The organism is Streptomyces sp. NPDC058051 (assembly GCF_042885475.1).
Classification (GTDB): Bacteria; Actinomycetota; Actinomycetes; order Streptomycetales; family Streptomycetaceae; genus Streptomyces.
In genome coordinates, this window is the sequence record NZ_JBHVRW010000038.1 from 26,457 (window position 1) to 50,806 (window position 24,350).

Genomic DNA, 24,350 nt, shown 5'->3' on the forward strand with positions numbered 1-24,350 from the left:
TGGCGAACCAGAGATCGAACCGCCGTCTCCGTGCAAGTCATGACACGAGGTCCTTGACCATGGTCGAAAGAGTTCCACCCGCCCAGCCACGCTCGCGTCTGCGTGTCCTCCTGGCCTCCGGTGCCGCCGCCCTGGCGCTGGCCGCCGCATCCATCGTGCCGGGTGTGCCCCTGGGTGCCGCGCCGCAGCAGGCGCAGGCCGCCGACAGCGGCAAGTCGACGCTGACCGTCGCCGTCGCGCAGAGCGTCGACTCCCTGAGCCCGTTCCTCGCTCAGCGGCTGATGAGCACGAGCATCAGCCGGCTCATGTACGACTTCCTGACGAACTATGACGCCAAGGACAACCACGCGATCCCCGGCCTCGCCACCAAGTGGGAGCCGTCCGCGGACAAGCTGACCTGGACGTACACCATCCGCTCCGACTCGAAGTGGTCGGACGGCCGGCAGGCCACCGCCGAGGACGCGGCGTGGACGTTCAACAAGATGATGACCGACGAGGGTGCCGCGCAGGCCAACGGCAACTTCGTCGCGAACTTCAAGAAGGTGACGGCGCCGAGCCCGACGCAGCTGGTCATCGAGCTCAAGGAGCCGCAGGCCACGATGGCCGCGCTCGACGTGCCGATCGTCCCGAAGCACGTCTGGGAGACGGTCGGTGACTTCTCCAAGTTCAACAACGACACGAAGTTCCCGATCGTCGGCAACGGACCGTTCATCCTGACGGACTACAAGGTCGACCAGTACGTGAAGCTCAAGGCCAACAAGGACTTCTGGCGCGGTGCGCCGAAGTTCGACGAGGTGGTCTTCAAGACGTACAAGGACCAGGACGCCGCGGTCGCCGCCCTGCGCAAGGGCGAGGTCTCCTTCGTCGCCGGATCGCCCGCGCTGACGCCCGCTCAGGCCGCGTCCCTCAAGGGCGACGAGAACATCAAGGTCAACGAGGGCCCCGGCCGCCGCTTCTTCGCGCTGGCCGCCAACCCGGGCGCGCAGACCAAGGACGGCAAGAAGTTCGGCGACGGCAACAAGGCCCTGCTCGACCAGAAGGTGCGCCAGGCCCTCTTCCTGTCGATCGACCGCAAGACCCTCATCGACAAGGTCTTCCAGGGCCACGCCGTCGAGGGCCAGGGCTACATCCCGCCGCGCTTCTCGGACTACTTCTGGCAGCCGTCAGCCGACCAGAGCCTCGCCTACGACCCGGCCAAGGCGGCCAAGCTCCTCGACGAGGCGGGCTACGAGCTCAAGGGCACCCAGCGCGTCGGCAAGGACGGCAAGCCGCTCGACCTGCGCATCCTGTGCCACGCCACGGACCCGAACGACAAGGCGATAGGGAAATACCTCAAGGAGTGGTGGGGCGAGCTCGGCATCGGGCTCAAGGTCGACTGCCTCGACGACGTCTCGGTGCCGTGGTACGCCGGTGAGTACGACCTCGCCTTCGACGGCTGGTCGGTCAACCCGGACCCGGACTTCGTCCTCGGCATCCACACCTGCGCCGCCCTGCCGATCAAGGCCAAGGACAGCGCGGCCACCGACAACTTCATCTGCGACAAGACGTACGACGACCTCTACAAGAAGCAGCTCGCCGAGTACGACCCGGCCAAGCGCGCGGACCTCGTCAAGCAGATGCAGTCGTGGATGTACGACTCCGGGTACATGAGCGTCATCGCGTACCCGAACGCGGTCGAGGCCTACCGCACCGACCAGATCAAGTCGATCACGACCATGCCCGAGGCGGCAGGCAACATCTACGGCCAGGACGGGTACTGGAGCTGGTGGTCGGCCGTTCCGGCGGACAGCAGCGCTTCGGACAGCTCCGGCGGGTCCGGCTCCACCGGTGTCGTCATCGGCGTCATCGTGGTGGTCGTGGTGCTCGCCGGTGGCGGGTTGTTCATCGCGAAGCGCCGCCGCACCACTGCGGACGACCGCGAGTAATCACGCGGACGGGCTGAGTGGGGCCGGCCGGGGCGGTGCGAAGCCGCCCCGGCCGGTTCCTCCAAGCGCAGCACGAGTAACGAGAGTTCCCCATGACAGCTGAAAGCACTCCGGCGCTCGTGCAGATCGCGGACGCGGACACCGAAGGTCCGGCTCCGGCCGGACCGGTGGCCGCCCGCGGCCCACGGGCGCGCAACCTCAAGGCCTATCTCCAGTACGTCGCGGCCAAGATCGTGGGAGCGGCCGTCTCCCTGTTCGCGGTCCTGGTCACCAGCTTCTTCCTGTTCCGGCTCATTCCCAGCGACCCGGTGAAGCAGATGACGGGCGGCCGGCCCGTCTCCGCCGAACAGCTCCAGTCGCTGCGGCACCAGTTCGGTCTCGACCAGCCGATGTGGCGGCAGTTCACCAGCTACGTCGGCGACGCCCTGACGGGCGACTTCGGCACCTCGTTCCAGTTCCACGCCCCCGTCATCGACAAGATCACGGAGGCGCTTCCCGCGACCCTGCTCCTCACCGGCACGTCGTACGTCCTGTACACCGCGCTCGGCATCTGGCTCGGTACCCGTACCGCGTGGCGCAACGGCTCGGTGAGCGACCGCTTCCACACCGCGTTCGCGCTCACGCTCTACTCGGTGCCGTCGTTCTGGCTGGGCCTGCTGCTGATCATCGTCTTCTCGGTGGGCATCGGTCCGATCCCGGGGATGTTCCCGACGGGCGGCATGGAGTCGGGCACCGAGAGCGGTGTCGCGTACCTCCTCGACGTGGCGCACCATCTGGTCCTCCCGGTCATCACCCTCGTCGCGGTCGGGTACGCGCAGACGCTGCTGGTGATGCGTTCCTCGCTGCTGGACGAGATGGGCAGCGACTACCTGACGACGGCCCGCGCGAAGGGGCTGCGGGACGACGCCGTGCGCCGCAAGCACGCCGTGCCGAACGCGATGCTGCCGACGTTCACGCTGATGTTCGTGAACCTCGGGCAAGTGGTCGCCGGGCAGATCCTGGTCGAGACGGTGTTCTCCTGGCCGGGCCTCGGCGGTCTCTTCTACCAGGCCCTCAGCGTGCCCGATCTTCCCCTTGTGCAAGCGCTGTTCTTCGTCTTCGCCACCGCGGTGATCCTGGCGAACACCCTTGCCGATGTGCTCTATCCGCTGCTCGATCCCCGGGTGGGCCGATGACGACCGAATCCATGCCCACGCCCACGAAGGCCGGGGCGTCCGACAACGCACGGGCTCTGGCCCGAGCGCGCAAGCGGCGGTCCATGGCCCGTTTCTGGCGGGAGTACCGCAGTCACAGGGGCGGGCTGTGGGGTCTGACCGCGCTCGTCCTGATCGCGCTGATCGCCCTGTTCGCGCCGACCCTCGTCGGCGCCGACTCGCAGAGCGTCACCAACGCGCCCGGAGGGGCGCTGGAGTCGCCGAGCGGTGAATTCCCGCTCGGCACGGACCAGTTCGGGCGCAGCGTGCTGGCCCTGCTGGTGTGGGGCACCCGTGTCTCGTTGACGGTGGGCCTGCTCGCGGCGTTCCTGTGCGTCGCCATCGGCACGGTCGTCGGCATCGTCGCGGGACACTTCCACGGCTGGTACTCGACGGTCCTGATGCGGATCACCGACTGGTTCCTGGTGATGCCGACCCTGGTGCTCGCGATCGCGCTCGCCACCGTGATGGACCGTTCGATGTGGACGGTCATCATCGCGATCGGCGTCACGACCTGGCCGACCACGGCCCGGCTGGTCCGTGCCCAGACCCTGGCCGTGGAGTCCCGCCCGTACATCGAGCGGGCCCGCGCCCTGGGCGGCGGCCACGGGCACATCATGGCCCGGCACGTCCTGCCGAACGTGATGCCGCTGGTGCTCGCACAGACCACGCTGGTGATCTCCAGTGCGATCCTCACCGAGGCCACACTGGCCTTCCTCGGCCTGAGCGATCCGACCACCACCTCCTGGGGCGGCATGCTCCAGGACGCCCGCGAGGCCGGCGCGGTGAGCGCGGGCGACTGGTGGTACCTGGCACCGCCCGGAATCGCCATCGCCCTGGTGGCCCTGGCGTTCACGCTGTGCGGCCGTGCCATCGAGTCCGTCCTCAATCCGAAGCTGGGGGTGGCCCGTTGAGTACGGCGAACATCCGCAAGACGCCGCTTCTCGACGTACGGGACCTCACGGTGACGTACGCCGGCGGAGCGCAGGCCGTCCGCGGGGTGAACCTCACCGTCGACGCGGGGCAGAAGCTCGGTATCGCCGGTGAGTCGGGCTGCGGGAAGTCGACGCTGGCGCTCGCGCTGCTGCGGCTGCTGCCCGTCGGCACGAAGGTCTCCGGTGAGATCCTGCTGAACGGTGAGGACGTCCTCACCATGAAGTGGGGCCAGGTCAGGGCGGTGCGCTGGGCCGGGGCCTCGATCGTGTTCCAGGGCGCGATGCACTCGCTCAACGCGGTGCACCGCATCGGGGACCAGATCGCCGAGCCGATCCTGCTGCACGGAAAGGCGACGCAGGCGGGGGCGGCGAAGAAGGCCGGCGAACTCCTGGAGCAGGTGGGGCTGCCGGCCGCCCGCGCGAGCGCCTATCCCCACGAGCTCTCGGGCGGGCAGCGGCAGCGCGTGATGATCGCGATGGCGCTCGCCTGCGATCCGGGGCTGATCATCGCCGACGAGCCGACCACGGCCCTCGATGTGATGATCCAGGCCCAGATCCTGCGGCTGATCGAGCAGTTGGTCTCCGAACAGGACCTCGGCCTGATCATGATCAGCCATGACCTCGCGGTGCTCTCGGACACCTGCGACCGGCTCGCGGTGATGTACGCGGGCCGCGTCGTGGAGGAGGGCCCGGCGTCCGAGGTCTACGAGAACGCGCACCACCCGTACGGCAAGGCCCTGTCCGGCGCCTTTCCGCGCATCGGCGACCCGGCCTCCCGGTTCGCGCCCCGCGGGCTGCCCGGCGATCCGCCGGACCCGTCGGCGCTGCCCGGAGGCTGCACCTTCCATCCGCGCTGCGCGGTGGCCCTGGAGTCCTGCACGACGCAGGACCAGGAGCTGCGGGACGCGGGGGCGGGGCGGCGGGCCGCCTGTGTGCTGGTGGAGCCGGGGGCGGTCGCGGTCCCGGTCCTGCCGGGTGCCGAGGAAGCAAGGAGCACACCATGACCACCACCACTCCCCTGCTCAGCGCGGAGGGGCTGAAGGTCACCTTCCCGGGCCGGCGCGGAGCTGCCCCGGCGCGTGCCGTGGACAGCGTCGACCTGGACATCCGGCCCGGCGAGATCGTCGCGCTGGTCGGCGAGTCGGGCTGCGGCAAGACGACGCTGGCGCGTTCGCTGCTGGGCCTGGTCCCGCCGACGTCCGGCCGGGTCACCTTCGGCGGGCAGCCGCTCGACTACGGGAGCCGGGCGCTGAAGGCGTACCGCAAGCGGGTCCAGCTGGTGCTCCAGGACCCCAGCGGTTCACTCAACCCGCGGCACACGGTGTACGACGCCGTCGCCGAGGGCCTGCGGATCCACGGGTACGCGGGGGACGAGCGGGAGGCGGTGGCCCAGGCGCTGTCCCGGGCGGGGCTGCGGCCCCCGGAGCGGTTCTTCCTGCGCTATCCGCACGAGCTGTCGGGCGGTCAGCGCCAGCGCGTCGTGATCGCGGGTGCGCTGGTGCTGGAACCGGAACTCATCGTCGCCGACGAACCGGTGGCCTCGCTGGACGCTTCGGTGCGCGGCGAGATCCTGGCCCTGCTGCTGAGGCTGCGGGACGAACTGGGCCTGTCCGCACTGGTGGTCACGCACGACCTCGGCCTGGCGTGGAACATCGCCGACCGGGTGGCGGTGATGTACCTCGGCCGGATCGTGGAGACGGGCGACGTGGAGCAGATCCTGACGGCTCCGCAGCACCCGTACACCCAGGCGCTGCTGTCGGTGCTGCCGGAGGCCGAGACCGATCCGGTGATCCTCACCGGTGAGCCGCCGGATCCGTCCAAGGTGCCGTCCGGGTGCCGGTTCCACGCCCGCTGCCAGGTGCTGTCCTCGGGCGAGGCGGAGCGGGCGGGTGTCGCGGACGCCTGCCGCACGGAGGACCTGCCGGTGCTCTCGGGAGGCGGACGCACCCAGGTGGCGTGCCACTGGGCGACCGCCGCCGCGAAGGCACGGGCGTAGCGAGCCGTCCGGGGCCCGTCCGGCGGATGTCACCGCCGGACGGGCCCCGGCGCGGGACGGGCCAGGCCGCGCAGGGCGGAGTCAGCCGCGCTCGTACCCGGAGATCAGCTCGCGGCACCGCTTCACATCGGCGGCCATCGCCACGAGCAGGTCGTCGATCGAGTCGAACTTCAGCATCCCGCGTACGTACGCGAGGAAGTCCACCGCGACGTGGAGCCCGTACAGGTCGAGGCCGACGCGGTCGATCGCGTACGCCTCCACCGTCCGCTCCGTGCCGTCGAACTGCGGGTTCGTGCCGACCGAGATCGCGGCGGGCATCGCCTCGCCGTTCACGTCGAGCCAGCCCGCGTAGACGCCGTCGGCCGGGATCGCGGTGTGCGGCAGCGTCTCCACATTGGCCGTGGGAAAGCCGAGCTCACGGCCGCGCCGTGCGCCGCGGACCACGATGCCCTCCACCCGGTGCGGCCGGCCCAGGATCTCGGCGGCGCCCGCCACGTCCCCCTCGGCGACCAGCCGCCGGGTCAGGGTGGAGGAGAACGGCTCGCCGCCGCCGGCCTCACCGCTCACATACAGGTCGACGACCTCGACACCGTAGTCGTAGGTCTCGCCGCATTCGGTGAGCAACTGCACGTTCCCGGCGGCCTTGTGGCCGAAGCGGAAGTTCGGGCCCTCGATGACCAGTTGCGCGTGCAGCTTGTCGACGAGCACCTTCACGATGAAGTCGGCGGGCGCCAGCCTGGAGAACTCGGTGGTGAACGGCAGGATCAGCACCGCGTCCACGCCCAGCTCCGCCATCAGCTCGGCCCGCCGGTGGTGCGGAGCGAGCAGCGGCGGATGGCTGCCGGGCCGTACGACCTCGCTGGGATGCGGATCGAAGGTCACCACGACCGACGGCACGCCCAGCTCGTGTGCCCGCTCCACGGCCCGCCCGATGATCAGCTGGTGTCCGCGGTGCACCCCGTCGTAGGAGCCGATGGTGACGACGCTGCGTCCCCAGTCCTGGGGGATGTCCTCCAAGCCACGCCAGCGCTGCACTGTGACCGCTCCTCGCCCGAACCTGTGTACGTGAAATTGCTGGTACTACGCACTACTACGCAGGTCTAAGACTGCCATGCTCACACCCCGCGGCCTGCATCGGCATCGTCTTCGCGCTTCCCAGCGCCTCCACCGTCCGCCGCGCGCTCGGGCCGACGAGCACCGCCCACTCCTGCGGGGCGTCGGCCAGCCACCCGGTCACCAGCGCCGCGAATCCGGGCACATCACGTGCGAGCCCGACGAGTTGGCGGTCGAAGCGGACGGCGCCCTCGGGGGTACGGACCAGCAGCATCCCGGTGCGGTGGACCAGGGCGCGGGTACGGGCCTGCGGGCGCCGGGCGGAGCCGGTCGCGGCAGCCCGCAGCAGGGCGTCGAGCACGACGGGATCGCGGTGGGCTTCCTGCTCGAAGTCCAGCAGGACCTCCAGCAGCTCGCCCCTCAACTGCCCCGAGTCGGAGCTGCCGGGCGCGGCGAACACCCCCGCGAGCGCGCCGCGCACCGCCGCCGGCACGGGACGGTCCCGTAGCAGTCCGGTCACCAGGGGCAGCAGCAGGGCACGGGCCGCGGGCCCGTGCTCCAGCCTCCGGTCGATGTACGCGGCGGCGTGCACGGTGTCGTCCGGATGGCTGTCGATGTACGCCCGCACGAGCCCGGCGGCGTGCAGCGCCAGCGCGGGGGCGTCGCTCCCGGCGAGCGCGCACAGCGCCTCTCCCGCTCCCGTGTCGGGCCGCACGACCCGCTCCCGGTACGCGCCGAGCACCTGGTCCGTGTGCGAGGGCAGGGCAACGGCCAGCGCCGCGGCGGACAGCTCCGGCTTCCCCGCGACGAAGCCCCGCAGAGCCTGCGGCAGGTAGCGGTCCCTGGTCTGCGGATCCTGCACGAGGAGGGTGAGCGCGGCCCCGTGCAGGGAGGCGTCGGACGGGTGGGCCAGCAGGGCGAGGGCGGCCCCACGCAGCAACTCGCGGTCGCTGTCGAGGGTGACGTGCTCCGCGGTGACCAGGGCGTACGAGGCGGCGGCGGTCCGGCGGCCCCGCCGCTCCTCGTCACGCGCCCAGCGGTCCACGGCCCGGCAGAGCGCGGAGGGCTCGTCCTCGGCGAGCGCGGCGAGCAGTTCCTCGGCTCGGGGGTGGGCGGCCCGGACGAGTGCGTCGGTCAGATCGTCGACGGCCAGGTCCCGGCGGGCGTAGAGGAGCGCCTGAGCGGCGGCGGCCACGGTCGGCCGCATCGCGACGCCCTCCTCGGCCGCGAGCGGGCGCTCGTCGGTGAACCAGTCGCAGAGCAGCGGCTGCACGGTCCTGGGCCGTGCGACGAGCCGCCGCGCGACGGCGTCCAGGAACCGCTCGCCGTTGTCGTCACCGCCGGGGTACGGGGCGCGGTCGCGGTCGCCGTCCGCACGGGGACCGCCATGGCGCGGGGCGTCGGCGGGCACGAGCCGCCGGAGCAGATCGATCCGGTCCGCCTCGGGCAGTTTCAGCCGCCGCCAGAACCACGGCCCGAACTCGGCGTGCCCCCCGGTGCTCCCGGGCCCGCCCGCGGCGGCCCGCCGGACGACGCGGCTCGCGAGCAGCCGCAGCACCCCGAGGTGGGGCCGGGCGTCGGGCACTCGGAGCAGTGTCTCGGTGAGCAGATGGACCGCCCACCAGCGGGCGTCATGGCGGGGAGCGTCGTGCGTCGGCTCGCGTCCGGGTACGGCCCGGACCACTACGGCGCCCGTCCCGCCAGGACCCGGCACCGTCCCCTCCCCCGTCCCGGCAGGACCCCGCGCCGCTCTCTCCCCCGTCCCGGCAGGACCCGGCGCCGCCCTCTCCCCCGTCCCGGCAGGACCCCGCGCCGCCCTCTCCCCCGTCCCGCCAGGACCCGGCACCGTCCCCTCCCCCGTCCCGGCAGGACCCAACGCCGCCCTCTCCCCCGCGGGCAGCCGGTCCAGGGCCTCGATCAGATCGGCCAGCCGGTGCGCCAGCGCGGCAGGACCCTGACGGCGGCCGAGGAGCAGCAGGGCCTGGATCACCGGGCCGATCCGATGGCGCGGTACGGGCAGGGTGCGCGGCCCGGCCATGCCCCCGGCCTCCCGTGCGGGCGCGTTCCGGAGGCCCGGTCCCGGGTCCGTCGCCCCGCCCTCCGGCACCGGCCCGCTTCCGCCGCGCGGCCTCCTCGGCTGCGGTACCCGGGGCTGCGCCGCCACCGCGGACCCGTCCTGCGCGGGCCACCGGTGGACCAGAGCGTGCAGCGCGGCGTCCAGGTCCAGGTGGGCGCCCTGCACCCAGTCCGCCAGTTCCTCGTGGGCGAAGCGGTAGCCCGCTCCCGCCGGTACGAGGAGCCCTTCGGTGAGGACCGCCGACGCCCAGCCGGTGCGCCAGGGGAACACCTCCTCGAAAGCCGTCCGGTCCAGCTCCCCCTGCCCCGGGCCCAGACAGCGCCGGGCGGCCTCGTGGACCTGGCCCGCCACCCGCGCTGCCAGCCGGCGGACCGCGGTGCCGCGGGGCAGCGGGCCCGCGACGGCCGCGATGCGGACCGCGACGCGCAGGCACATCAGGTCCAGGTGGGCGCCGAAGACGTCCTCCGCGTCCGGCTGCCCGGCGACGTCCTCGGGCAATGCCTCGCGTACCTCCGCGAGAAGGCGCAGGGTGAGCGGGTGCCGGTCGTGGCCGGCGGCGAGTGCGCCGGGACCGATCGCGTACCGTTCCCGGGCCTGTGCGGCCTGGCTCGCGGTGAGGTCGCCGAGAGGGACTGCGGAGGGCAGCCGTCCGGCCGGTCGGGCGGGGCGGTGCAGAGTGCCGGGCGGGCAGAGCGCACCGGCCGTCTCCCAGTGCTCCGGCGTGCACGCGACCACGAGGCGCGCCCCGTGCCGCCGCAGCCAGTCGACCGTGCCCGCGGTCCAGTCGGCCAGCTCGTGGGCGAGCAGCGGAGGCATTTCCTCCGGTCCGTCCAGCAGGACGAGCAGCGGACTCCCCGACGCGTCGGCCAGCCCGGCCACCCGCTCCGGGACGGCGCTCGCCATGTCGCCCTTCGCACCGGCGGCGGTGACGATCCGTCCGGCCCGCCGGAGCGTGCGGGCGATCGCGTCGGCGACGGAGCCGTCGTCGGCCAGCAGGTCGGCGCCGCGCAGCCAGAGGGTGGGGGCGGGTACGGAGCCGCGGGCGCGACGGGCGGCGAGTGCGGCCAGTTCGGTGGTGCGGCCGGTGCCCGGCGCTCCGACGAGGCCGAGGACCACGGCGGAGGCGTGCGGTCCCGAGGTGGTGCGGCCGGGCTCCGTGAAGGCGGCGAACTCCGCGATGACGTCCGGTCGTTCGACCGGGTCCGGACAGTCGGCCGGCCCGCCCGCCGAGCCGAGCGAGGTCGCGGTGAGGTGCAGGGCGCCCGCGAGATTCAGGTCACGTCCGTATCCGGGGACGCTCGTGCCGTTGCGCCGCCGCAGCGCCTCCAGCGGACCGCCGGTGCCCACGCTCCCGAGCGGCACCGCGAACCCGGCGGCGGGATGCCCCGCACGCAACGCGGTACCCAGCACGGCGATGACCGCGCCGCTCTCCGGATCGAGGACGGGCCCGCCGGTGGCCGCGCCGCCGGTCCGCAGCGCGTCCGCGCCGTCGGTGCCGAGTGCCAGTTCCATCGCCGCGCCGATCCGGTGCGAGCGGCCGTTCACGGTGTACGTCACCGGGGCGGCGCCGAGCACCCGCGCCTCGCGCCAGCCGTGGGCGGCGATCGTCACATACGTACCGGCGTCGATGCACCGCGACGTGATCGGCGCCGGCTCCACATCGAGCGCGCGGAGCCCTCCCGTACAGAGCAGGGCGAGGTCCAGTTCGGGCAGCTCGATGACATCGGCGGCCTCGACGGAGCATCTGCGGCCGTCCGTGCCGTGCAGGACGAGCCGGGTGAGTCCGCCGACCGCTTCGTGGCTGGTCACCACAGTGCCCTGGTCGTCGGCGACGAACCCGGTTCCCCGTGGCCGACCGGCCGGATCGCAGATACGTACCAGCGCTGCCCGGTGCCCGCTTCCCATGATCCGACGTTAGGTCCGCAGTGATCGGCACGAACACCACTCGGAGTAAACGCGCCCCCGAATGCACCCCTGGTTCACTCCAAGCGCCTGCTCATTGGGGTGAATTCATGACGTCCGATGGACAGAACCCGGAGGGGGACCGTGGAGCGGGCGAAGGGGGCTCCGCCCGCTCCACGACGAGGTGACGAGGTAGCGGGACACCCGGTCAGGCGAAGACGGCGAGGCTCTTGGCCCGGCCCTTCTGCTCCTCGACCAGGGCCAGGAACCGCCCGTCGGGTCCGAAGACCCCGACCGGCCCGGGCGGCAGGGCCGGCATGTCCAGCCGTACCCCGTTCAGCAGCAGCCTGGCGCGCTTCTCGTCCACGTCCCAGCGGGGGAAGGCCGACGCCGCGGCCTCGGCCACCGGCATGACGGTCAGCTCCTGCTGGTGCTGGTCGAGCGTCCGCGCCACGTCGAGACCGTACGGCCCGACCCTGGTGCGCCGCAGCGCGGTCAGATGCCCCCCGACGCCGAGCCCGGCACCGAGGTCGCGGGCGATCGCGCGGATGTACGTCCCCGAGGAGCAGACGACGGAGACGACCAGGTCGACGACCGGCGTCCCGTCCTCGGCGACCGCCTCGCGGACGTCGTAGACGCGGAAGGACGAGATCGTGACCGGCCGGGCCGGGATCTCGAACTCCTCGCCGCCGCGCACCCGCGCGTAGGACCGCTTGCCGTCGATCTTGATGGCGCTGACCTTCGACGGCACCTGCATGATCGGTCCGGTCAGGGCCGCGACCCCGGCGTCGATGCCCTCACGGGTCACACCGGACGCGTCGGTGGAGGAGGTGATCTCACCCTCCGCGTCGTCCGTGATCGTGTTCTGGCCGAGCCTGATCGTGCCGAGATACTCCTTCTCGGTCAGTGCGAGATGGCCGAGCAGCTTGGTGGCCTTCTCGACACCGAGCACGAGGACGCCCGTCGCCATCGGATCCAGCGTGCCGGCATGGCCGACGCGGCGGGTCCGGGCGATGCCGCGCATCTTGGCGACGACGTCGTGCGAGGTGAAGCCGGACGGCTTGTCGACGATGACAAGACCGCTCTCCGGCCCCGCGCCGCCCCCCTTGTCCGAGGCCGCCGCGCTTCCGCGCCGCTGACCGCGTGTCGAGTTCTGCGATGTCATTCGGAGGCGGTGTCCTCGTCGTTCTCGTCATCCGCCTTGCGGTACGGGTCCGCGCCACCGGCGTACGTGGCGCCCGAGGACGCCTCGCGCACCCGCGCGTCCGAGGCCCGCGCCCGGTCGAGAAGGTCCTCGATCGCCTTGGCGTTCTCCGGAAGGGCGTCGGCCACGAAGGCCAGGGTGGGGGTGAACTTCGTCCCCGCCGCCGCTCCGACCGCCGAACGCAGGATGCCCTTGGCGCTCTCCAGGCCGGCCGCCGCGCTCGCGCGCTCCTCCTCGTCGCCGTAGACCGTGTAGAAGACCGTGGCCTCCCGCAGGTCACCGGTGACCCGGGTGTCCGTGATGGTCACGTGCGTACCCAGACGCGGGTCCTTGATTCCGCGCTGCAGTTTCTCGGCGACCACCTCCTGGATGAGGTCCGCCAGCTTCTTCGCCCGCGCGTTGTCGGCCACTGGTCCGTCTCCTTCTTTGCCTTGCTCAATCGTCTTCGTCGCTGTGCAGCCGTCGTCGTACGGACAACAGCTCCACCTCGGGCCGGCCGGCGATCAGCCGCTCGCACCGGTCGAGTACGTCTGTGAGGTGTCCGGTGTCCCCGGAGACCACGGCGAGGCCGATCTCGGCCCTGCGATGGAGATCCTGACCGCCCACCTCCGCCACGCTCACCGCGTACTTGCGCTGGAGTTCGGCGACGATGGGGCGGACGACGGAGCGCTTCTCCTTCAACGACCGTACGTCGCCGAGAAGCAGGTCGAAGGACAGTGTCCCCACATACATGTGTGTCCGGATGTCCCGCCGGTTCGGGTTCGCGCCCTGCGCTTTTGGCAGGGACACAAGAACCGTACACGGAACGGCCGGGGCCGATCGACGGATATTCGACCCGTCGACCGGCCCCGACTGCTGAGGTACGGATCAGCCTCGCGGCTTCTCGCGCATCTCGTACGTCGCGATGACGTCGTCGATCTTGATGTCGTTGAAGTTTCCGAGGTTGATACCGCCCTCGAAGCCTTCGCGGATCTCGGTGACATCGTCCTTGAAGCGGCGCAGACCGGAGATGTTGAGGTTCTCCGCGATGACCTTGCCATCGCGCAGCAGGCGCGCCTTGGTGTTGCGCTTGACCTCGCCGGACCGGACCAGCACACCGGCGATGTTGCCCAGCTTGGACGAGCGGAAGATCTCGCGGATCTCCGCCGTACCGAGCTCGACCTCTTCGTACTCCGGCTTGAGCATGCCCTTGAGGGCCGCCTCGATCTCCTCGATCGCCTGGTAGATGACCGAGTAGTACCGGACGTCCACGCCTTCGCGCTCGGCCATCTGCTGCGCACGCCCTGCGGCGCGCACGTTGAAGCCGATCACGATGGCGTCGGAGCCGGTCGCCAGGTCGATGTCCGACTCGGTGACCGCACCCACACCGCGGTGCAGGACCCGGATGTCGACCTCGTCGCCGACGTCGAGCTGGAGCAGCGAGGACTCAAGAGCCTCCACCGAACCGGACGCGTCGCCCTTGATGATGAGGTTGAGTTCCTGGACCAGACCGGCCTTGAGCGCCTCGTCCAGGTTCTCCAGGGAGAACCGGACACCCTTGCGGGCGAAGTTGGCGTTGCGCTCACGAGCGGCACGCTTCTCGGCGATCTGACGGGCCGTACGGTCCTCGTCGACCACCAGGAAGTTGTCACCGGCACCCGGGACGTTGGTGAGACCGAGGACGAGGACGGGGGTCGACGGACCCGCTTCCTCGACGTTCTCGCCCTTGTCGTCGAGCATCGCGCGGACACGGCCGTACGCGTCGCCGACCACCATGGTGTCGCCGACCCGCAGGGTGCCTCGCTGGACCAGGACGGTCGCGACGGCACCGCGGCCGCGGTCGAGGTGGGACTCGATCGCGATGCCCTGCGCGTCCTGCTCGGGGTTGGCCCGCAGGTCGAGCGAGGCGTCGGCGGTGAGGACGACGGCCTCCAGAAGAGCCTCGATGTTGAGGCCCTGCTTGGCGGAGATGTCGACGAACATCGTGTCGCCGCCGTACTCCTCGGCCACCAGACCGAACTCGGTGAGCTGACCGCGCACCTTGGTCGGGTCCGCACCCTCGACGTCGATCTTGTTGACCGCGACCACGATCGGCACGTCGGCCGCCTTGGCGTGGTTCAGCGCCTCGATCGTCTGGGGCATCACACCGTCGTTCGCCGCCACCACGAGGATCGCGATGTCGGTGGACTTCGCACCACGGGCACGCATGGCGGTGAACGCCTCGTGACCCGGGGTGTCGATGAAGGTGATCCTGCGGTCCTCGCCGTTGACCTCGGAGGAGACCTGGTACGCACCGATGTGCTGCGTGATGCCGCCGGCCTCGCCCGCGACGACGTTCGTCTTGCGGATCGCGTCCAGCAGTCGGGTCTTGCCGTGGTCGACGTGACCCATGACGGTCACGACCGGCGGACGCGGGATGAGCGCCTCTTCGCCGCCCTCGTCCTCGCCGAACTCGATGTCGAAGGACTCGAGCAGCTCGCGGTCCTCCTCCTCCGGGCTGACGATCTCCAGGACGTAGTTCATCTCGTCCGCGAGCAGCTTCAGCGTGTCGTCGGAGACCGACTGCGTGGCCGTGACCATCTCGCCGAGGTTCATCATCACGGCGACGAGCGACGCCGGGTTGGCGTTGATCTTCTCCGCGAAGTCGGTGAGGGAGGCACCGCGCGACAGACGGACGGACTGTCCGTTGCCGCGAGGCAGCATGACGCCGCCCACCGACGGGGCCTGCATGGCCTCGTACTCCTGGCGCCTCTGCCGCTTCGACTTGCGGCCACGACGCGCGGGACCGCCGGGACGGCCGAACGCACCCTGCGTGCCACCACGGCCACCGGGGCCGCCGGGACGGCCACCGAAGCCGGGACGACCGCCGAAGCCGCCGCCACCGCCACCGGGACGACCCGCACCGCCACCGCCGCCACCGCCACCGGGACGGCCGGCGAAACCGCCGCCACCGCCGCCGGGACCGGCCGGACGGCCGGCGAAGCCGCCGCCACCGGGACGACCGGCACCGCCACCGCCACCGGGACGACCGCCGCCGCCGCCGGGACCACGGCCGCCGGGGCCACCACCGGGACGCGGGCCGGCAGCGGGACGCTGCGGCATCATGCCCGGGTTCGGACGGTTACCACCCGGGGCACCGCCCGGACGGGGAGCCTGCGGACGGGGCATGCCGCCCGGAGTGGGACGGGCACCGCCCTGTCCCTGGGGACGCGGAGCGCCACCGGGGCCGCCCTGCGGACGCGGGGCGCCCTGACGGTCCTGGCCGCCGCCGGGACGCGGGGCGCCGCCGGGACGGGGTGCCTGCGGACGGGCCATGCCCGTCGAGCCACCGGAGGTGAAGGGGTTGTTGCCCGGGCGGGGGCCCGCCGGACGTGCGCCGGGGCGCGGGGCGCCCTGGCCTGCGGGACGAGCCGGACGGTCGCCGCCGCGGCCTCCGTCCCGACCTCCGTCGCGCTGGCCACCGGCCGGGGCCGGACGGCTCGGACGCGGGCCGGGGGTGGCGCCCGCGGGACGCGGGGCCTGCTGCGGGGCAGCCGGCTGAGCCGGAGCCGGAGCCGAGAACTCGGCAGCGGGGACCGGAGTCACCGGAGCGGGCCGCGGCGCGGGCTTCGGGCCCGGACGCGGACCCTGGGACGGCTCGGTAGGCGCCGCGGGGGAGCTGCTCACCGGTGCGGCGGGGGCCGGCTTGGGGGCCGGGGCGCCGGGCTTCGGGGCAGCGGGACGTGCCGCAGCGGCCGGGGACGGCGCTGCGGGCTTGGCGGGCGTCGCCTTGCGGGGCGCGCCAGGCTTCGCAGCGGACTTGCCGGCGTTGCCGCCGGGCCCCTGCAGTGCGTCAGTCAACTTGCGTACAACCGGCGCCTCGATCGTCGAGGACGCCGAACGGACGAATTCACCGAGTTCTTGGAGCTTGGCCATGACGACCTTGCTCTCGACGCCGAACTCCTTGGCGAGTTCGTATACCCGGACCTTAGCCACTTCGCTCCTTTTAGGTCCGGGTTACCGCCGGACCGTCGCTACTTCATGGGCGTACTCATCGCGTACTCATCGAGTGCTCATCGCAATCTCGACCTACTTCCGACTCGCGAGGTACCTGACCGCACGGGATTCCGTGCCGTTCACTTCTTACGGTGTCACCCGCTCGACGAACCGCTGCACAGCTGCGGAGTCGAACGGCCCCTTGGCCTTGAAGGCCCGGGGGAATGCCCGGCGGCGAACCGCCAGGTCCAGACAGACAGAGACGGGGTGTACGTACGCACCCCGGCCGGGCAGCGTACCCCGAGGATCAGGGACGCAGGCGTCCCCTTCCGCGACGATGCGCAGCAGCTCGTTCTTGGCCGCCCGCTCCCGGCATCCCACACAGGTTCGCTCAGGGCAAGCGCGGGCGTGCGTCCGGCCAGACACGTCTAAGTCTACCTCCCCGCACCGACCTCACCCCTTTGGGGCAAAAATCGAACGGACGTCGTCATTTTTCAGCGGCCTGCCGCTGCGATGTATTCCCTGCTGCCCGCGCGGCCGAGTCCGGGTCCGTTCCCCGGGCAGCGCCCGGGACGGGACCGGATCGGCCGCACTGGGGGTCGTCCGGTCAGCCGCGCTGGGATCGCTCGCGGGCACGCTCGGCCCGCTCGCGGTCGGCGGCATCGCGCTCCGCGTCGGTCTCGGTGTCCGGACGGATGTCGATGCGCCAGCCGGTGAGGCGGGCGGCGAGGCGGGCGTTCTGCCCCTCCTTGCCGATCGCGAGCGACAGCTGGTAGTCCGGAACGGTGACCCGGGCGGACCGTGCGCCGAGGTCGACGACCTCGACCTCGCTCACCCGCGCGGGCGACAGGGCGTTGGCGACCATCTCGGCCGGGTCGTCCGACCAGTCGACGATGTCGATCTTCTCGCCGTGCAGCTCGGCCATGACATTGCGCACCCGGCCGCCCATCGGGCCGATGCAGGCGCCCTTGGCGTTCAGCCCGGAGCGGGTCGAACGGACCGCGATCTTGGTGCGGTGACCGGCCTCGCGGGCGATCGCGCAGATCTCGACGGAACCGTCCGCGATCTCCGGGACCTCCAGCGCGAAGAGCTTCTTCACCAGGTTGGGGTGGGTCCGTGAGAGCGTCACGGACGGACCGCGCACGCCCTTGGCGACCCGCACGACATACGTACGCAGACGCAGGCCGTGGGTGTACTCCTCGCCCGGCACCTGCTCCTGCACCGGCAGGATCGCTTCCAGCTTGCCGATGTCGACCAGGACGTTCTTCGGGTCCTTGCCCTGCTGGACGACGCCGGTGACGACATCGCCCTCGTGGCCCGCGTACTCACCGAACGTCCTGTCGTCCTCCGCGTCGCGCAGTCGCTGGAGGATGACCTGCTTGGCGGTGGTCGCGGCGATCCGGCCGAAACCGGACGGGGTGTCGTCGAACTCCTTGGGCTCCTGCCCGGGTTCGAGGTCGGCCGGGTCCTCCTTCGCCCACACCGTCACATGGCCGCGCTCGTCGAGCTGCACGCGCGCGCGGCGGTGGCTTCCGTCCGTGCGGTGGTAGGCGATGAGGAGGGCCGACTCGATCGCCTCGACGAGCACGTCGAAGGGGATCTCCTTGTCCTGTGCCAAGCCCTTCAAGAGCTTCACATCGATGTCCACGGCTACGCCTCCTCTTCCTTCTTGTCCTTGCGGCTGAATTCGATCTCCACGCGCGCCTTGGCGATCTCGTCGAAGGCGACCCGGCGGGACGTGGGCCTGCGGCCCTTGACGCCCGGCACTTCGAGGTCGAGACCCTCTTCGTCCACGGCGAGGATGCGCGCCACCAGCTCGCCGCCCTCGCGCAGGTGCAGCTTGGCCAGGCGGCCCGTGGCACGTACGTAGTGGCGGTGCTCCGTCAGCGGACGGTCGGCACCGGGGGAACTGACTTCGAGGACGTACTCGTCCTCGCCCATCGCGTCGGTCTCGTCGAGCTTCTGCGAGATCGCGCGGCTCAGCTCGGCGCAGGCGTCCAGCTCCACGCCCTCGTCGGAGTCGACGATGATCCGCAACACCCGGCGGCGGCCCGCCCGGGACACCTCGATCTCTTCGAGATCCAGCTGCTCGGCGCTGACGAGCGGTTCGAGCAGTCCGCGCAGCCTCTCGCTCTGGGTGGTGCTCATCCGGGTGACTCCTCGGCCGCGTGTGCTGTTATGGGGATCTCGCGTGTCAGGTCAAAGGGTATCCGGTCCCGAGGGGTGTTGCCGTCCGCCTGCCCCGCAGGCGCGGGTACGCTCGCCTGCGGTGATCACTTCAGGACAGATCCAGTCAAGACAGGTCCAAGCCCGAAGGAGAACAAGTGCGGCGCACGGGGACGACGCGCAGAAGTGCGTTCACCGCGACGGGGGCGCTCGCCATCGGGGCGGTGCTGGCCGGCTGCGGTGACGGTTCCGGAGGGGGCGAGGACTCCGCCCGTACCGGCACTGCGACAGCGGCCGAGCAGGCGTCGGCCGCGCGGACGGAGCGGACGCTCCGGGCAAGTGCCGCCCGTACCAGCAGGGATCTGCTCGCCCGATACGAACACGTGGTCAGGACGTACCCCGCGACCGCCGCCGGGCTCTCGCCACTGCGGGACGCCGTACGGGCCCACGTCGAGGCACTGGCACCCGACGACCGCAGGACCCTCGTGTTCTCACGGACACGTGCGACCGACGCCGCGGGCGCCGTCAAGGAACTGGCCGAGGTGGCGCGCCGCACCACGGACGCCCACACGGCGGCGCTGCTGAAGGCCCCGCCGGAGCTGGCCCGGCTGCTGGCGTCGATCGCGGCGGCGGGTGCGGCCCAGGCCTATCTGCTGACCGAACTGGCCAAGGAGACCTCGTCATGAGTGCCGGGACACGGAAGGCGGCGCAGGCGGCCCTCGCCGCCGAGCACGCGGCGGTCTACGGATACGGAGTGGTCGGCGGCCGGGTCGCCGACGACCGCCGGGCCGACGCCACGGCCGCCTACCACGCGCACCGGGCCCGGCGCGACGCGCTGGCACGGACGGTGCGTGACCTGGGCGGTGAACCGGTGGCCGCTCAGGCCGCGTACGCTCTGCCGTTCGCGGTGCCGGACCCTGCCGCGGCGGTGCGGCTGGCCGCCCTGCTGGAGGACCGGGTCGCGGACGTGTACTCCGATCTCGTACGGGCCGCCGCAGGTCCGCTCAGGCGGGAGGCCGCGGATGCGCTGCGCGAGGCCGCGGTGCGCGCGGCCCGCTGGCGGGGCAGCGGCGTAGCCTTTCCCGGGCTCGCCGAGCGGGCCGCCGACGCTACCGGCACGGCGGCGAGGTCCGGGGCGAAGGCCGGATCCGGCGCGATCCACGGGACCGGCAGGGGGAACGGGACCGGCGCGACGCACTGAACGAGCTCTGAAAGGGAACACAGCACGTATGGGTTTCGAACCGCCGCAGCGTCTGGTGCGAGCGCTCGGCGAGTCGTCCGGGGACGCCGCCGCCGACTGGCTGGCGCGGCTGCCCGCACTGACCGAGGAAGCACTGTCCTCGACCGGGCGGACGGTGACCGTGGAACGGGTTGCCGCCCCTGGGGGCCGCAGCAGTCTGGTCCTGCTGGTGACGTGCGCGGACGGTACCCCGGCCGCGCTGAAGATCGCTCCGTCCGCGGCCATGCCGGAACGGGAGCGGGCGGCGCTGGCGCACTGGAACGGCTGGGGTGCGGTACGGCTCCTCGGCGACGGCCCGGGCGCGCTGCTGCTGGAACGGCTGCACCCCGAGGTGTCGCTGCGCTCGCTGCCGGAGGCGAAGGCGCTGCTGGAGGCCGCGGGGACGGTGCGCCGCCTCTGGGTCGAACCGCCGGCCGGCCACGGGTTCGAGACGGTCGCCGAGCGGACCGGGCGCCGTACGGAGCCGATGCGCGCGAGCGCGGCGGCCGACCCGGGCCTGGAGCCGCTGGTGTCCTCGGCGCTCGCGGCGCGCGAGGAGCTTGTCGCCCACTCCCCCGAACTCCTGCTGCTGCACGGCAACTTCCGCCAGAGCAAGGTGCTCGCCGGTGAGCGCGTGCCCTGGCTGACGGTGGGACCGGAGCCGCTGGTCGGAGAGCGGGCCTACGACCTGGCGCGCCTGGTGCGGGACCGCGTCGAGGACCTGATCGCCTCCTCCGGCGGTCCGGTGACGGCCCGCCGACGGATCAAGAAGCTCGCGGATTCGCTGGATGTGGACCGGGAGCGGCTGCACGGCTGGACGCTGTTCCGCGCGGTGGAGTCGGGCACCCGGGCGCTGGCGGTCGGCCGCCGCCAGGAGGGCGAGCTGACGCTGGAGTTCGCGAGCTGGCTGTGAGAAATCGCGCGACTGTGGGCCCCGCGCGGTGCGGGGCCCACAGCTGTGCGGTGGGTGTCAGCCCTGAACGGTCAGGCGGGCGATCGCCTCGTCGACGGTGAGCTCCTCGCGCTCGCCCGTACGGCGGTCCTTGAGTTCCAGGACGCCTTCGGCCGAGCGGCGGCCCGCCACCAGGATCTTCGGAACGCCGATCAGCTCGGCGTCGGTGAACTTCACACCGGGCGAGACGCCCGCGCGGTCGTCGACCATGACCCGCACGCCGACGGCGGCGAGCTTCTCGGCGACGTCGAGGGCCAGCTCCGTCTGGAGCGCCTTGCCCGCCGCGACGACGTGGACGTCGGCCGGGGCGATCTCGGCGGGCCAGCACAGCCCGTGCTCGTCGGCGGTCTGCTCGGCGAGCGCGGCGACGGCGCGGGAGACGCCGATGCCGTAGGAGCCCATGGTGACCCGGACCGGCTTGCCGTTCTGGCCGAGCACATCGAGCTGGAAGGTGTCCGCGTACTTGCGGCCCAGCTGGAAGATGTGGCCGATCTCGATGGCGCGGTCCAGCTTGAGGCCGGTGCCGCAGGCGGGGCAGGGGTCGCCGTCCTCGACGACGGCGACGTCGAGGTAGTCGTCGACCTCGAAGTCACGGCCGGCGACGACGTTCTTCGCGTGGGTACCGGGCTTGTTCGCGCCGGTGATCCAGGCGGTGCCGGGGGCAACGCGCGGGTCGGCGATGTAGCGGACCTTCTCCAGGCCCTGCGGGCCCACGTAGCCGCGTACCAGATCGGCGCGGCCCTCGAAGTCCTCCGCGGTGACCAGTTCGACGACGGCGGGGGCCAGGTGCTCGCCGAGCTTGCCGAGGTCGACCTCGCGGTCGCCGGGCACGCCCACGGCGACGATCTCGCCGTCGATCTTGACCAGCAGGTTCTTCAGGGTCGCGGAGGCCGGGACGCCCAGGTGCGCGGCGAGCGTCTCGATGGTCGGGGTGTCGGGGGTGTCCAGCTCCTCGACGGGGCCGTGCGCCGAGCCGTCCGCGGGGGCGGCCCGGTAGGTCACGGCCTCGGTGTTGGCGGCGTAGTCGCAGTGGGGGCAGTCGGCGAAGGTGTCCTCACCGGCCGCGGCGGGGGCCAGGAACTCCTCGGACGCGGAGCCGCCCATGGCGCCGGAGACCGCGAAGACGATGCGGTAGTCGAGGCCGAGCCGCTCGAAGATCCGGATGTAGGCGGCGCGGTGCAGCGCGTACGCCTCGGCCAGTCCCTCGTCCGTGGTGTCGAAGGAGTACGAGTCCTTCATCTGGAACTCGCGTCCGCGCAGCACACCGGCGCGGGGGCGGGCCTCGTCCCGGTACTTGGTCTGGATCTGGTACAGGATCACGGGCAGGTCCTTGTAGGACGTGATCTGATCCTTGACGACCTGGGTGAAGATCTCTTCGTGGGTGGGGCCGAGGAGGTATTCGGCACCCTTGCGGTCCTTGAGCTTGAAGAGCAGATCGCCGTACTCGTCGTAGCGCCCGCTGGCCGCGTACGACTCCTTGGGGAGCAGGGCCGGCAGCAGTACTTCCTGGCCGCCGATGGCGTCCATCTCCTCCCGCACGACGCGGGTGATGTTCTCCAGGACCTTCTTGCCGAGCGGCAGCCAGGTCCAGATGCCGGCCGCCGTGCGACGTACGTATCCGGCCCGGACGAGCAGCTTGTGGTTGAGCGTCTCGGCGTCCGCCGGGTCGTCACGCAGTGTCTTGATCATCAATCGGGACATGCGCTGGACCTGGACCATGATGAACTCCTGCTCGGAAGGGTGATGTGCAGGAGGTTAGCCGGGTGGTAGGGGTGGGCGGAAATCCGTTGTTCTGTGCCCGGGGTCTTCCGTCCGGCTCGGGCCGGGCCGGTGGGCGGGTTCCGGTGCCCGGCTTCGCGGCGCGGAGCAGGGGCGGGGCAAGAGGCCCGCGCGGAGCGCCGACGACCGCCGCCGGCGCGGCGGGGCAGGGGTGCCGGGGCGCGCGGTCCCGGCCCGGCCCGGTTCCGGCAGAGGACCTCAGCCCGGGCGGCGCAGCGGAAGCGGGGCTCCCATCACGGCGTACGGCTTGGGTGCGCTGGGAAAGATCACCTGCCGGGCCAGGTCCTGATAGCCGAGGCTGCGGTACAGACCGCGTGCCGGGCTGTCCGTGTCGATCGCGGAGAGGATGGACCGCGGCTCGTCGACGGCGTCGGTGACGGTGGTGATCAGGGTGCGGCCGATGCCTCGGTTCTGGAACGTCGGCAGGACGTGGAGCTCGGTGATGACGAACGAGTCGTCGAGCCAGTGCGCGGAGCCGGTGGCGCGGAGGTAGGGCTCGACGACGGTGGACCACCACTGCGCGCGGTCGTTCGGCATGCCGTAGACGAAGCCGACCAGCCGGCCTCCCGGGGTGGTGGCGCCCAGCGCACGGGCACTGGGGTGGTCGAGGTGTCTGAGCACGATGTGACGCCTCACCTCGATCTCTTCCGGGCTCAGGCCGAAGGCGACGGCCTGCACGGCAAGGGCCTCGTCCACGCGTGCGGAGAGATCGACCGGTCCGATCCGGACGCTGGGTGTGTGCGGGCCGTCCCCGGAATCTGCTGCCATGGGCCGACCCTACTGGCCCGGGTGGGGTGGGTGGTACGGGTCGGTGCCGCCGGCCGGCCGGCGGTCAGAACAGCACGCTCATGAACGCGCCGGTCTCGCGGAAGCCGACCCTGGCGTAGGCCCTGCGCGCAGGGGTGTTGTAGTCGTTCACGTACAGGCTGACGACGGGGGCGACATCGGCGAGTGCGTAGCGCAGGACCGCCGCCATGCCGGTTTCGGAGAGTCCTCGGCCGCGGTGCTCGGGGGCGACCCAGACGCCCTGGATCTGGCAGGCCTGCGGGGTGGCGGCGCCGATCTCCGCCTTGAAGACGACCCGGCCGTCCTCGATCCGGGCGAAGGAACGTCCGGAGCCGACGAGTTCGGCGACGCGTGCCTGGTACAGGAGTCCGCCGTCGCCGGCGAGCGGGGAGATGCCGACCTCCTCGGTGAACATCGCGACGCAGGCCGGCATCACGACGTCCATCTCGTCCTTGCGGATCCGGCGGACCAGGGGGTCGGGGGTGATGTCGGCGGACGGCCTCTCGGTGACCATGAGCGGCTGATGGGGCCGGACCTCGCGGGCCGGGCCCCAGCCCGGTTCCAGGAGCTGCCACAACCGGGCGGTGGGTTCCGCGGGGCCGACGATCGAGGAGCAGCGGCGGCCGGCCCGGCGGGCCCGTTCGGCGAAGGCCCTGACGGCCTCGGGGGTGGCGCAGATCGGTACGAGATTGGCGCCCGAGTAACACAGTGAGCGCAGCCGTCCGTCGGCGTACCAGCCCCACATCTCGCCGCCCAGGCGCCAGGGATCGAGACCCGCGATCCGGACCCGGGCCGTCACGAAGGCGTTGGCGACGGGGTCGCTCTCCAGGATGGCGAGAGCGGCGCCGAGGTCGCTGGGTTCGAGGACCCGGGTGGTGGTGTGCGTCAACACGAGGGGGCCTCACCATGCGGTCTACTGATTTCCGCACTGTACCCAAAGAGCCTGAGTGGCGCCGCCCCTGCCCGGGATCGGCCTCGGCGGGACATCGTGAGGTCGCTCACGACCGCGCCCCGGCGGGCGGTGTCCGTCCGGCGGGGCGCGGGTGGTGCGGGTGGTGGTTCAGCTGATGGAGACCTGGGGCTCGCCCGAGCCGATGCCGTCCTTCTCCATCTGCTCGGCGATCTTCATGGCTTCCTCGATCAGCGTCTCGACGATCTGCGACTCGGGCACCGTCTTGATGACCTCGCCCTTCACGAAGATCTGCCCCT

General features: G+C 71.9%; 20 protein-coding genes and 1 pseudogene. 8 read left to right on the forward strand and 13 right to left on the reverse strand.

Translation table 11 applies throughout. The features are described 5' to 3' along the window. Positions 1-59 precede the first annotated feature (59 nt). The 5 genes from ACFVUT_RS35095 to ACFVUT_RS35115 all read left to right on the forward strand — a co-directional run bounded on the left by ACFVUT_RS35095 (position 60) and on the right by ACFVUT_RS35115 (position 6,049). Complete coding sequence (locus ACFVUT_RS35095) at positions 60-1,925, forward strand: ABC transporter substrate-binding protein (RefSeq protein WP_389659829.1); 1,866 nt, start codon at positions 60-62, stop codon at positions 1,923-1,925. 92 nt (positions 1,926-2,017) lie between these two features. Further along, positions 2,018-3,100 (forward strand): ABC transporter permease, encoded by a 1,083-nt coding sequence (locus ACFVUT_RS35100; protein WP_389659826.1) that lies wholly within the window; start codon positions 2,018-2,020, stop codon positions 3,098-3,100. Then, on the forward strand, positions 3,097-4,032 hold the full coding sequence (locus tag ACFVUT_RS35105; RefSeq protein WP_389659823.1) for an ABC transporter permease: 936 nt from the start codon (positions 3,097-3,099) through the stop codon (positions 4,030-4,032). The genes ACFVUT_RS35100 and ACFVUT_RS35105 overlap by 4 nt, the downstream gene beginning before the upstream one ends. Further along, on the forward strand, positions 4,029-5,057 hold the full coding sequence (locus ACFVUT_RS35110; RefSeq protein WP_389659820.1) for an ABC transporter ATP-binding protein: 1,029 nt from the start codon (positions 4,029-4,031) through the stop codon (positions 5,055-5,057). The genes ACFVUT_RS35105 and ACFVUT_RS35110 overlap by 4 nt, the downstream gene beginning before the upstream one ends. After that, a complete protein-coding gene (locus tag ACFVUT_RS35115) occupies positions 5,054-6,049 on the forward strand; it encodes an oligopeptide/dipeptide ABC transporter ATP-binding protein (RefSeq protein WP_389659817.1) in 996 nt (331 codons plus the stop codon). The genes ACFVUT_RS35110 and ACFVUT_RS35115 overlap by 4 nt, the downstream gene beginning before the upstream one ends. Positions 6,050-6,130: 81 nt before the next feature. Here the strand turns inward: ACFVUT_RS35115 and ACFVUT_RS35120 are convergent, their stop codons facing one another. The 9 genes from ACFVUT_RS35120 to rimP all read right to left on the reverse strand — a co-directional run bounded on the left by ACFVUT_RS35120 (position 6,131) and on the right by rimP (position 18,387). Beyond that, positions 6,131-7,084, reverse strand: coding sequence for a bifunctional riboflavin kinase/FAD synthetase (locus tag ACFVUT_RS35120; protein WP_389659814.1), 954 nt, complete (start codon positions 7,082-7,084; stop codon positions 6,131-6,133). Positions 7,085-7,139: 55 nt separating this feature from the next. Then, positions 7,140-11,084 (reverse strand): trypsin-like peptidase domain-containing protein, encoded by a 3,945-nt coding sequence (locus ACFVUT_RS35125; RefSeq protein WP_389659811.1) that lies wholly within the window; start codon positions 11,082-11,084, stop codon positions 7,140-7,142. 205 nt (positions 11,085-11,289) lie between these two features. Beyond that, entirely contained in the window at positions 11,290-12,246 is a 957-nt protein-coding gene (truB, locus tag ACFVUT_RS35130) for a tRNA pseudouridine(55) synthase TruB (protein ID WP_389659808.1), read from the reverse strand. Continuing rightward, a complete protein-coding gene (gene rbfA, locus ACFVUT_RS35135) occupies positions 12,243-12,695 on the reverse strand; it encodes a 30S ribosome-binding factor RbfA (RefSeq protein ID WP_389659805.1) in 453 nt (150 codons plus the stop codon). The genes truB and rbfA overlap by 4 nt, the downstream gene beginning before the upstream one ends. 25 nt (positions 12,696-12,720) lie before the next feature. Beyond that, positions 12,721-13,017: a DUF503 domain-containing protein gene (locus tag ACFVUT_RS35140; RefSeq protein ID WP_351200953.1), complete on the reverse strand. Its 297-nt coding sequence runs from the start codon at positions 13,015-13,017 to the stop codon at positions 12,721-12,723. Between the two features lie 135 nt (positions 13,018-13,152). Continuing rightward, positions 13,153-16,239, reverse strand: a complete 3,087-nt coding sequence (gene infB / locus ACFVUT_RS35145) for a translation initiation factor IF-2 (RefSeq protein WP_389659802.1) — start codon at positions 16,237-16,239, stop codon at positions 13,153-13,155. Between the two features lie 147 nt (positions 16,240-16,386). Beyond that, the gene (locus ACFVUT_RS35150) at positions 16,387-16,665 is read right to left on the reverse strand and encodes a YlxR family protein (RefSeq protein ID WP_389659800.1); all 279 of its coding nucleotides are present in this window, start codon (positions 16,663-16,665) and stop codon (positions 16,387-16,389) included. Positions 16,666-16,846: 181 nt separating this feature from the next. After that, positions 16,847-17,887, reverse strand: a complete 1,041-nt coding sequence (nusA, locus tag ACFVUT_RS35155) for a transcription termination factor NusA (protein ID WP_389659797.1) — start codon at positions 17,885-17,887, stop codon at positions 16,847-16,849. Between the two features lie 2 nt (positions 17,888-17,889). Further along, complete coding sequence (gene rimP / locus ACFVUT_RS35160; protein WP_389659794.1) at positions 17,890-18,387, reverse strand: ribosome maturation factor RimP; 498 nt, start codon at positions 18,385-18,387, stop codon at positions 17,890-17,892. 176 nt (positions 18,388-18,563) lie between these two features. Between rimP and ACFVUT_RS35165 the strand changes: the two genes are divergently transcribed. The 3 genes from ACFVUT_RS35165 to ACFVUT_RS35175 are packed head-to-tail and all read left to right on the forward strand — an operon-like array spanning position 18,564 to position 20,537. Next, complete coding sequence (locus ACFVUT_RS35165) at positions 18,564-19,091, forward strand: hypothetical protein (protein ID WP_389659791.1); 528 nt, start codon at positions 18,564-18,566, stop codon at positions 19,089-19,091. Beyond that, positions 19,088-19,606 carry a ferritin-like domain-containing protein gene (locus ACFVUT_RS35170; protein ID WP_389659788.1) on the forward strand — a complete coding sequence of 173 codons (519 nt, stop codon included), beginning with the start codon at positions 19,088-19,090 and terminating at the stop codon, positions 19,604-19,606. Before ACFVUT_RS35165 ends, ACFVUT_RS35170 begins: the two co-directional genes overlap by 4 nt. Positions 19,607-19,634: 28 nt before the next feature. Beyond that, positions 19,635-20,537 (forward strand): aminoglycoside phosphotransferase family protein, encoded by a 903-nt coding sequence (locus tag ACFVUT_RS35175; protein ID WP_389659785.1) that lies wholly within the window; start codon positions 19,635-19,637, stop codon positions 20,535-20,537. Between the two features lie 57 nt (positions 20,538-20,594). Here the strand turns inward: ACFVUT_RS35175 and ACFVUT_RS35180 are convergent, their stop codons facing one another. From ACFVUT_RS35180 to ACFVUT_RS35195, 4 genes and pseudogenes are all read right to left on the reverse strand, one after another. After that, positions 20,595-22,295, reverse strand: coding sequence for a proline--tRNA ligase (locus ACFVUT_RS35180; protein ID WP_389659782.1), 1,701 nt, complete (start codon positions 22,293-22,295; stop codon positions 20,595-20,597). A 258-nt stretch (positions 22,296-22,553) separates the two neighbouring features. Further along, complete coding sequence (locus ACFVUT_RS35185) at positions 22,554-23,123, reverse strand: GNAT family N-acetyltransferase (protein ID WP_389659779.1); 570 nt, start codon at positions 23,121-23,123, stop codon at positions 22,554-22,556. Between the two features lie 64 nt (positions 23,124-23,187). Then, positions 23,188-24,033, reverse strand: coding sequence for a GNAT family N-acetyltransferase (locus tag ACFVUT_RS35190; RefSeq protein ID WP_389659776.1), 846 nt, complete (start codon positions 24,031-24,033; stop codon positions 23,188-23,190). A gap of 168 nt (positions 24,034-24,201) precedes the next feature. Further along, positions 24,202-24,350 (reverse strand): annotated as a pseudogene (locus ACFVUT_RS35195) (4-hydroxy-3-methylbut-2-en-1-yl diphosphate synthase); the annotation flags it as partial.

Excerpts from the sequence above, each read along its gene's own strand:
- ACFVUT_RS35100 (WP_389659826.1), top strand. The coding sequence starts at position 2,018 with ATGACAGCTGAAAGCACTCCGGCGCTCGTGCAGATCGCGGACGCGGAC.
- ACFVUT_RS35180 (WP_389659782.1), bottom strand. The coding sequence starts at position 22,295 with ATGGTCCAGGTCCAGCGCATGTCCCGATTGATGATCAAGACACTGCGT.
- ACFVUT_RS35115 (WP_389659817.1), top strand. The coding sequence starts at position 5,054 with ATGACCACCACCACTCCCCTGCTCAGCGCGGAGGGGCTGAAGGTCACC.
- ACFVUT_RS35125 (WP_389659811.1), bottom strand. The coding sequence starts at position 11,084 with ATGGGAAGCGGGCACCGGGCAGCGCTGGTACGTATCTGCGATCCGGCC.
- ACFVUT_RS35185 (WP_389659779.1), bottom strand. The coding sequence starts at position 23,123 with ATGGCAGCAGATTCCGGGGACGGCCCGCACACACCCAGCGTCCGGATC.
- ACFVUT_RS35095 (WP_389659829.1), top strand. The coding sequence starts at position 60 with ATGGTCGAAAGAGTTCCACCCGCCCAGCCACGCTCGCGTCTGCGTGTC.
- ACFVUT_RS35105 (WP_389659823.1), top strand. The coding sequence starts at position 3,097 with ATGACGACCGAATCCATGCCCACGCCCACGAAGGCCGGGGCGTCCGAC.
- ACFVUT_RS35170 (WP_389659788.1), top strand. The coding sequence starts at position 19,088 with ATGAGTGCCGGGACACGGAAGGCGGCGCAGGCGGCCCTCGCCGCCGAG.
- ACFVUT_RS35175 (WP_389659785.1), top strand. The coding sequence starts at position 19,635 with ATGGGTTTCGAACCGCCGCAGCGTCTGGTGCGAGCGCTCGGCGAGTCG.
- ACFVUT_RS35140 (WP_351200953.1), bottom strand. The coding sequence starts at position 13,017 with ATGTATGTGGGGACACTGTCCTTCGACCTGCTTCTCGGCGACGTACGG.
- rimP (WP_389659794.1), bottom strand. The coding sequence starts at position 18,387 with ATGAGCACCACCCAGAGCGAGAGGCTGCGCGGACTGCTCGAACCGCTC.
- truB (WP_389659808.1), bottom strand. The coding sequence starts at position 12,246 with ATGACATCGCAGAACTCGACACGCGGTCAGCGGCGCGGAAGCGCGGCG.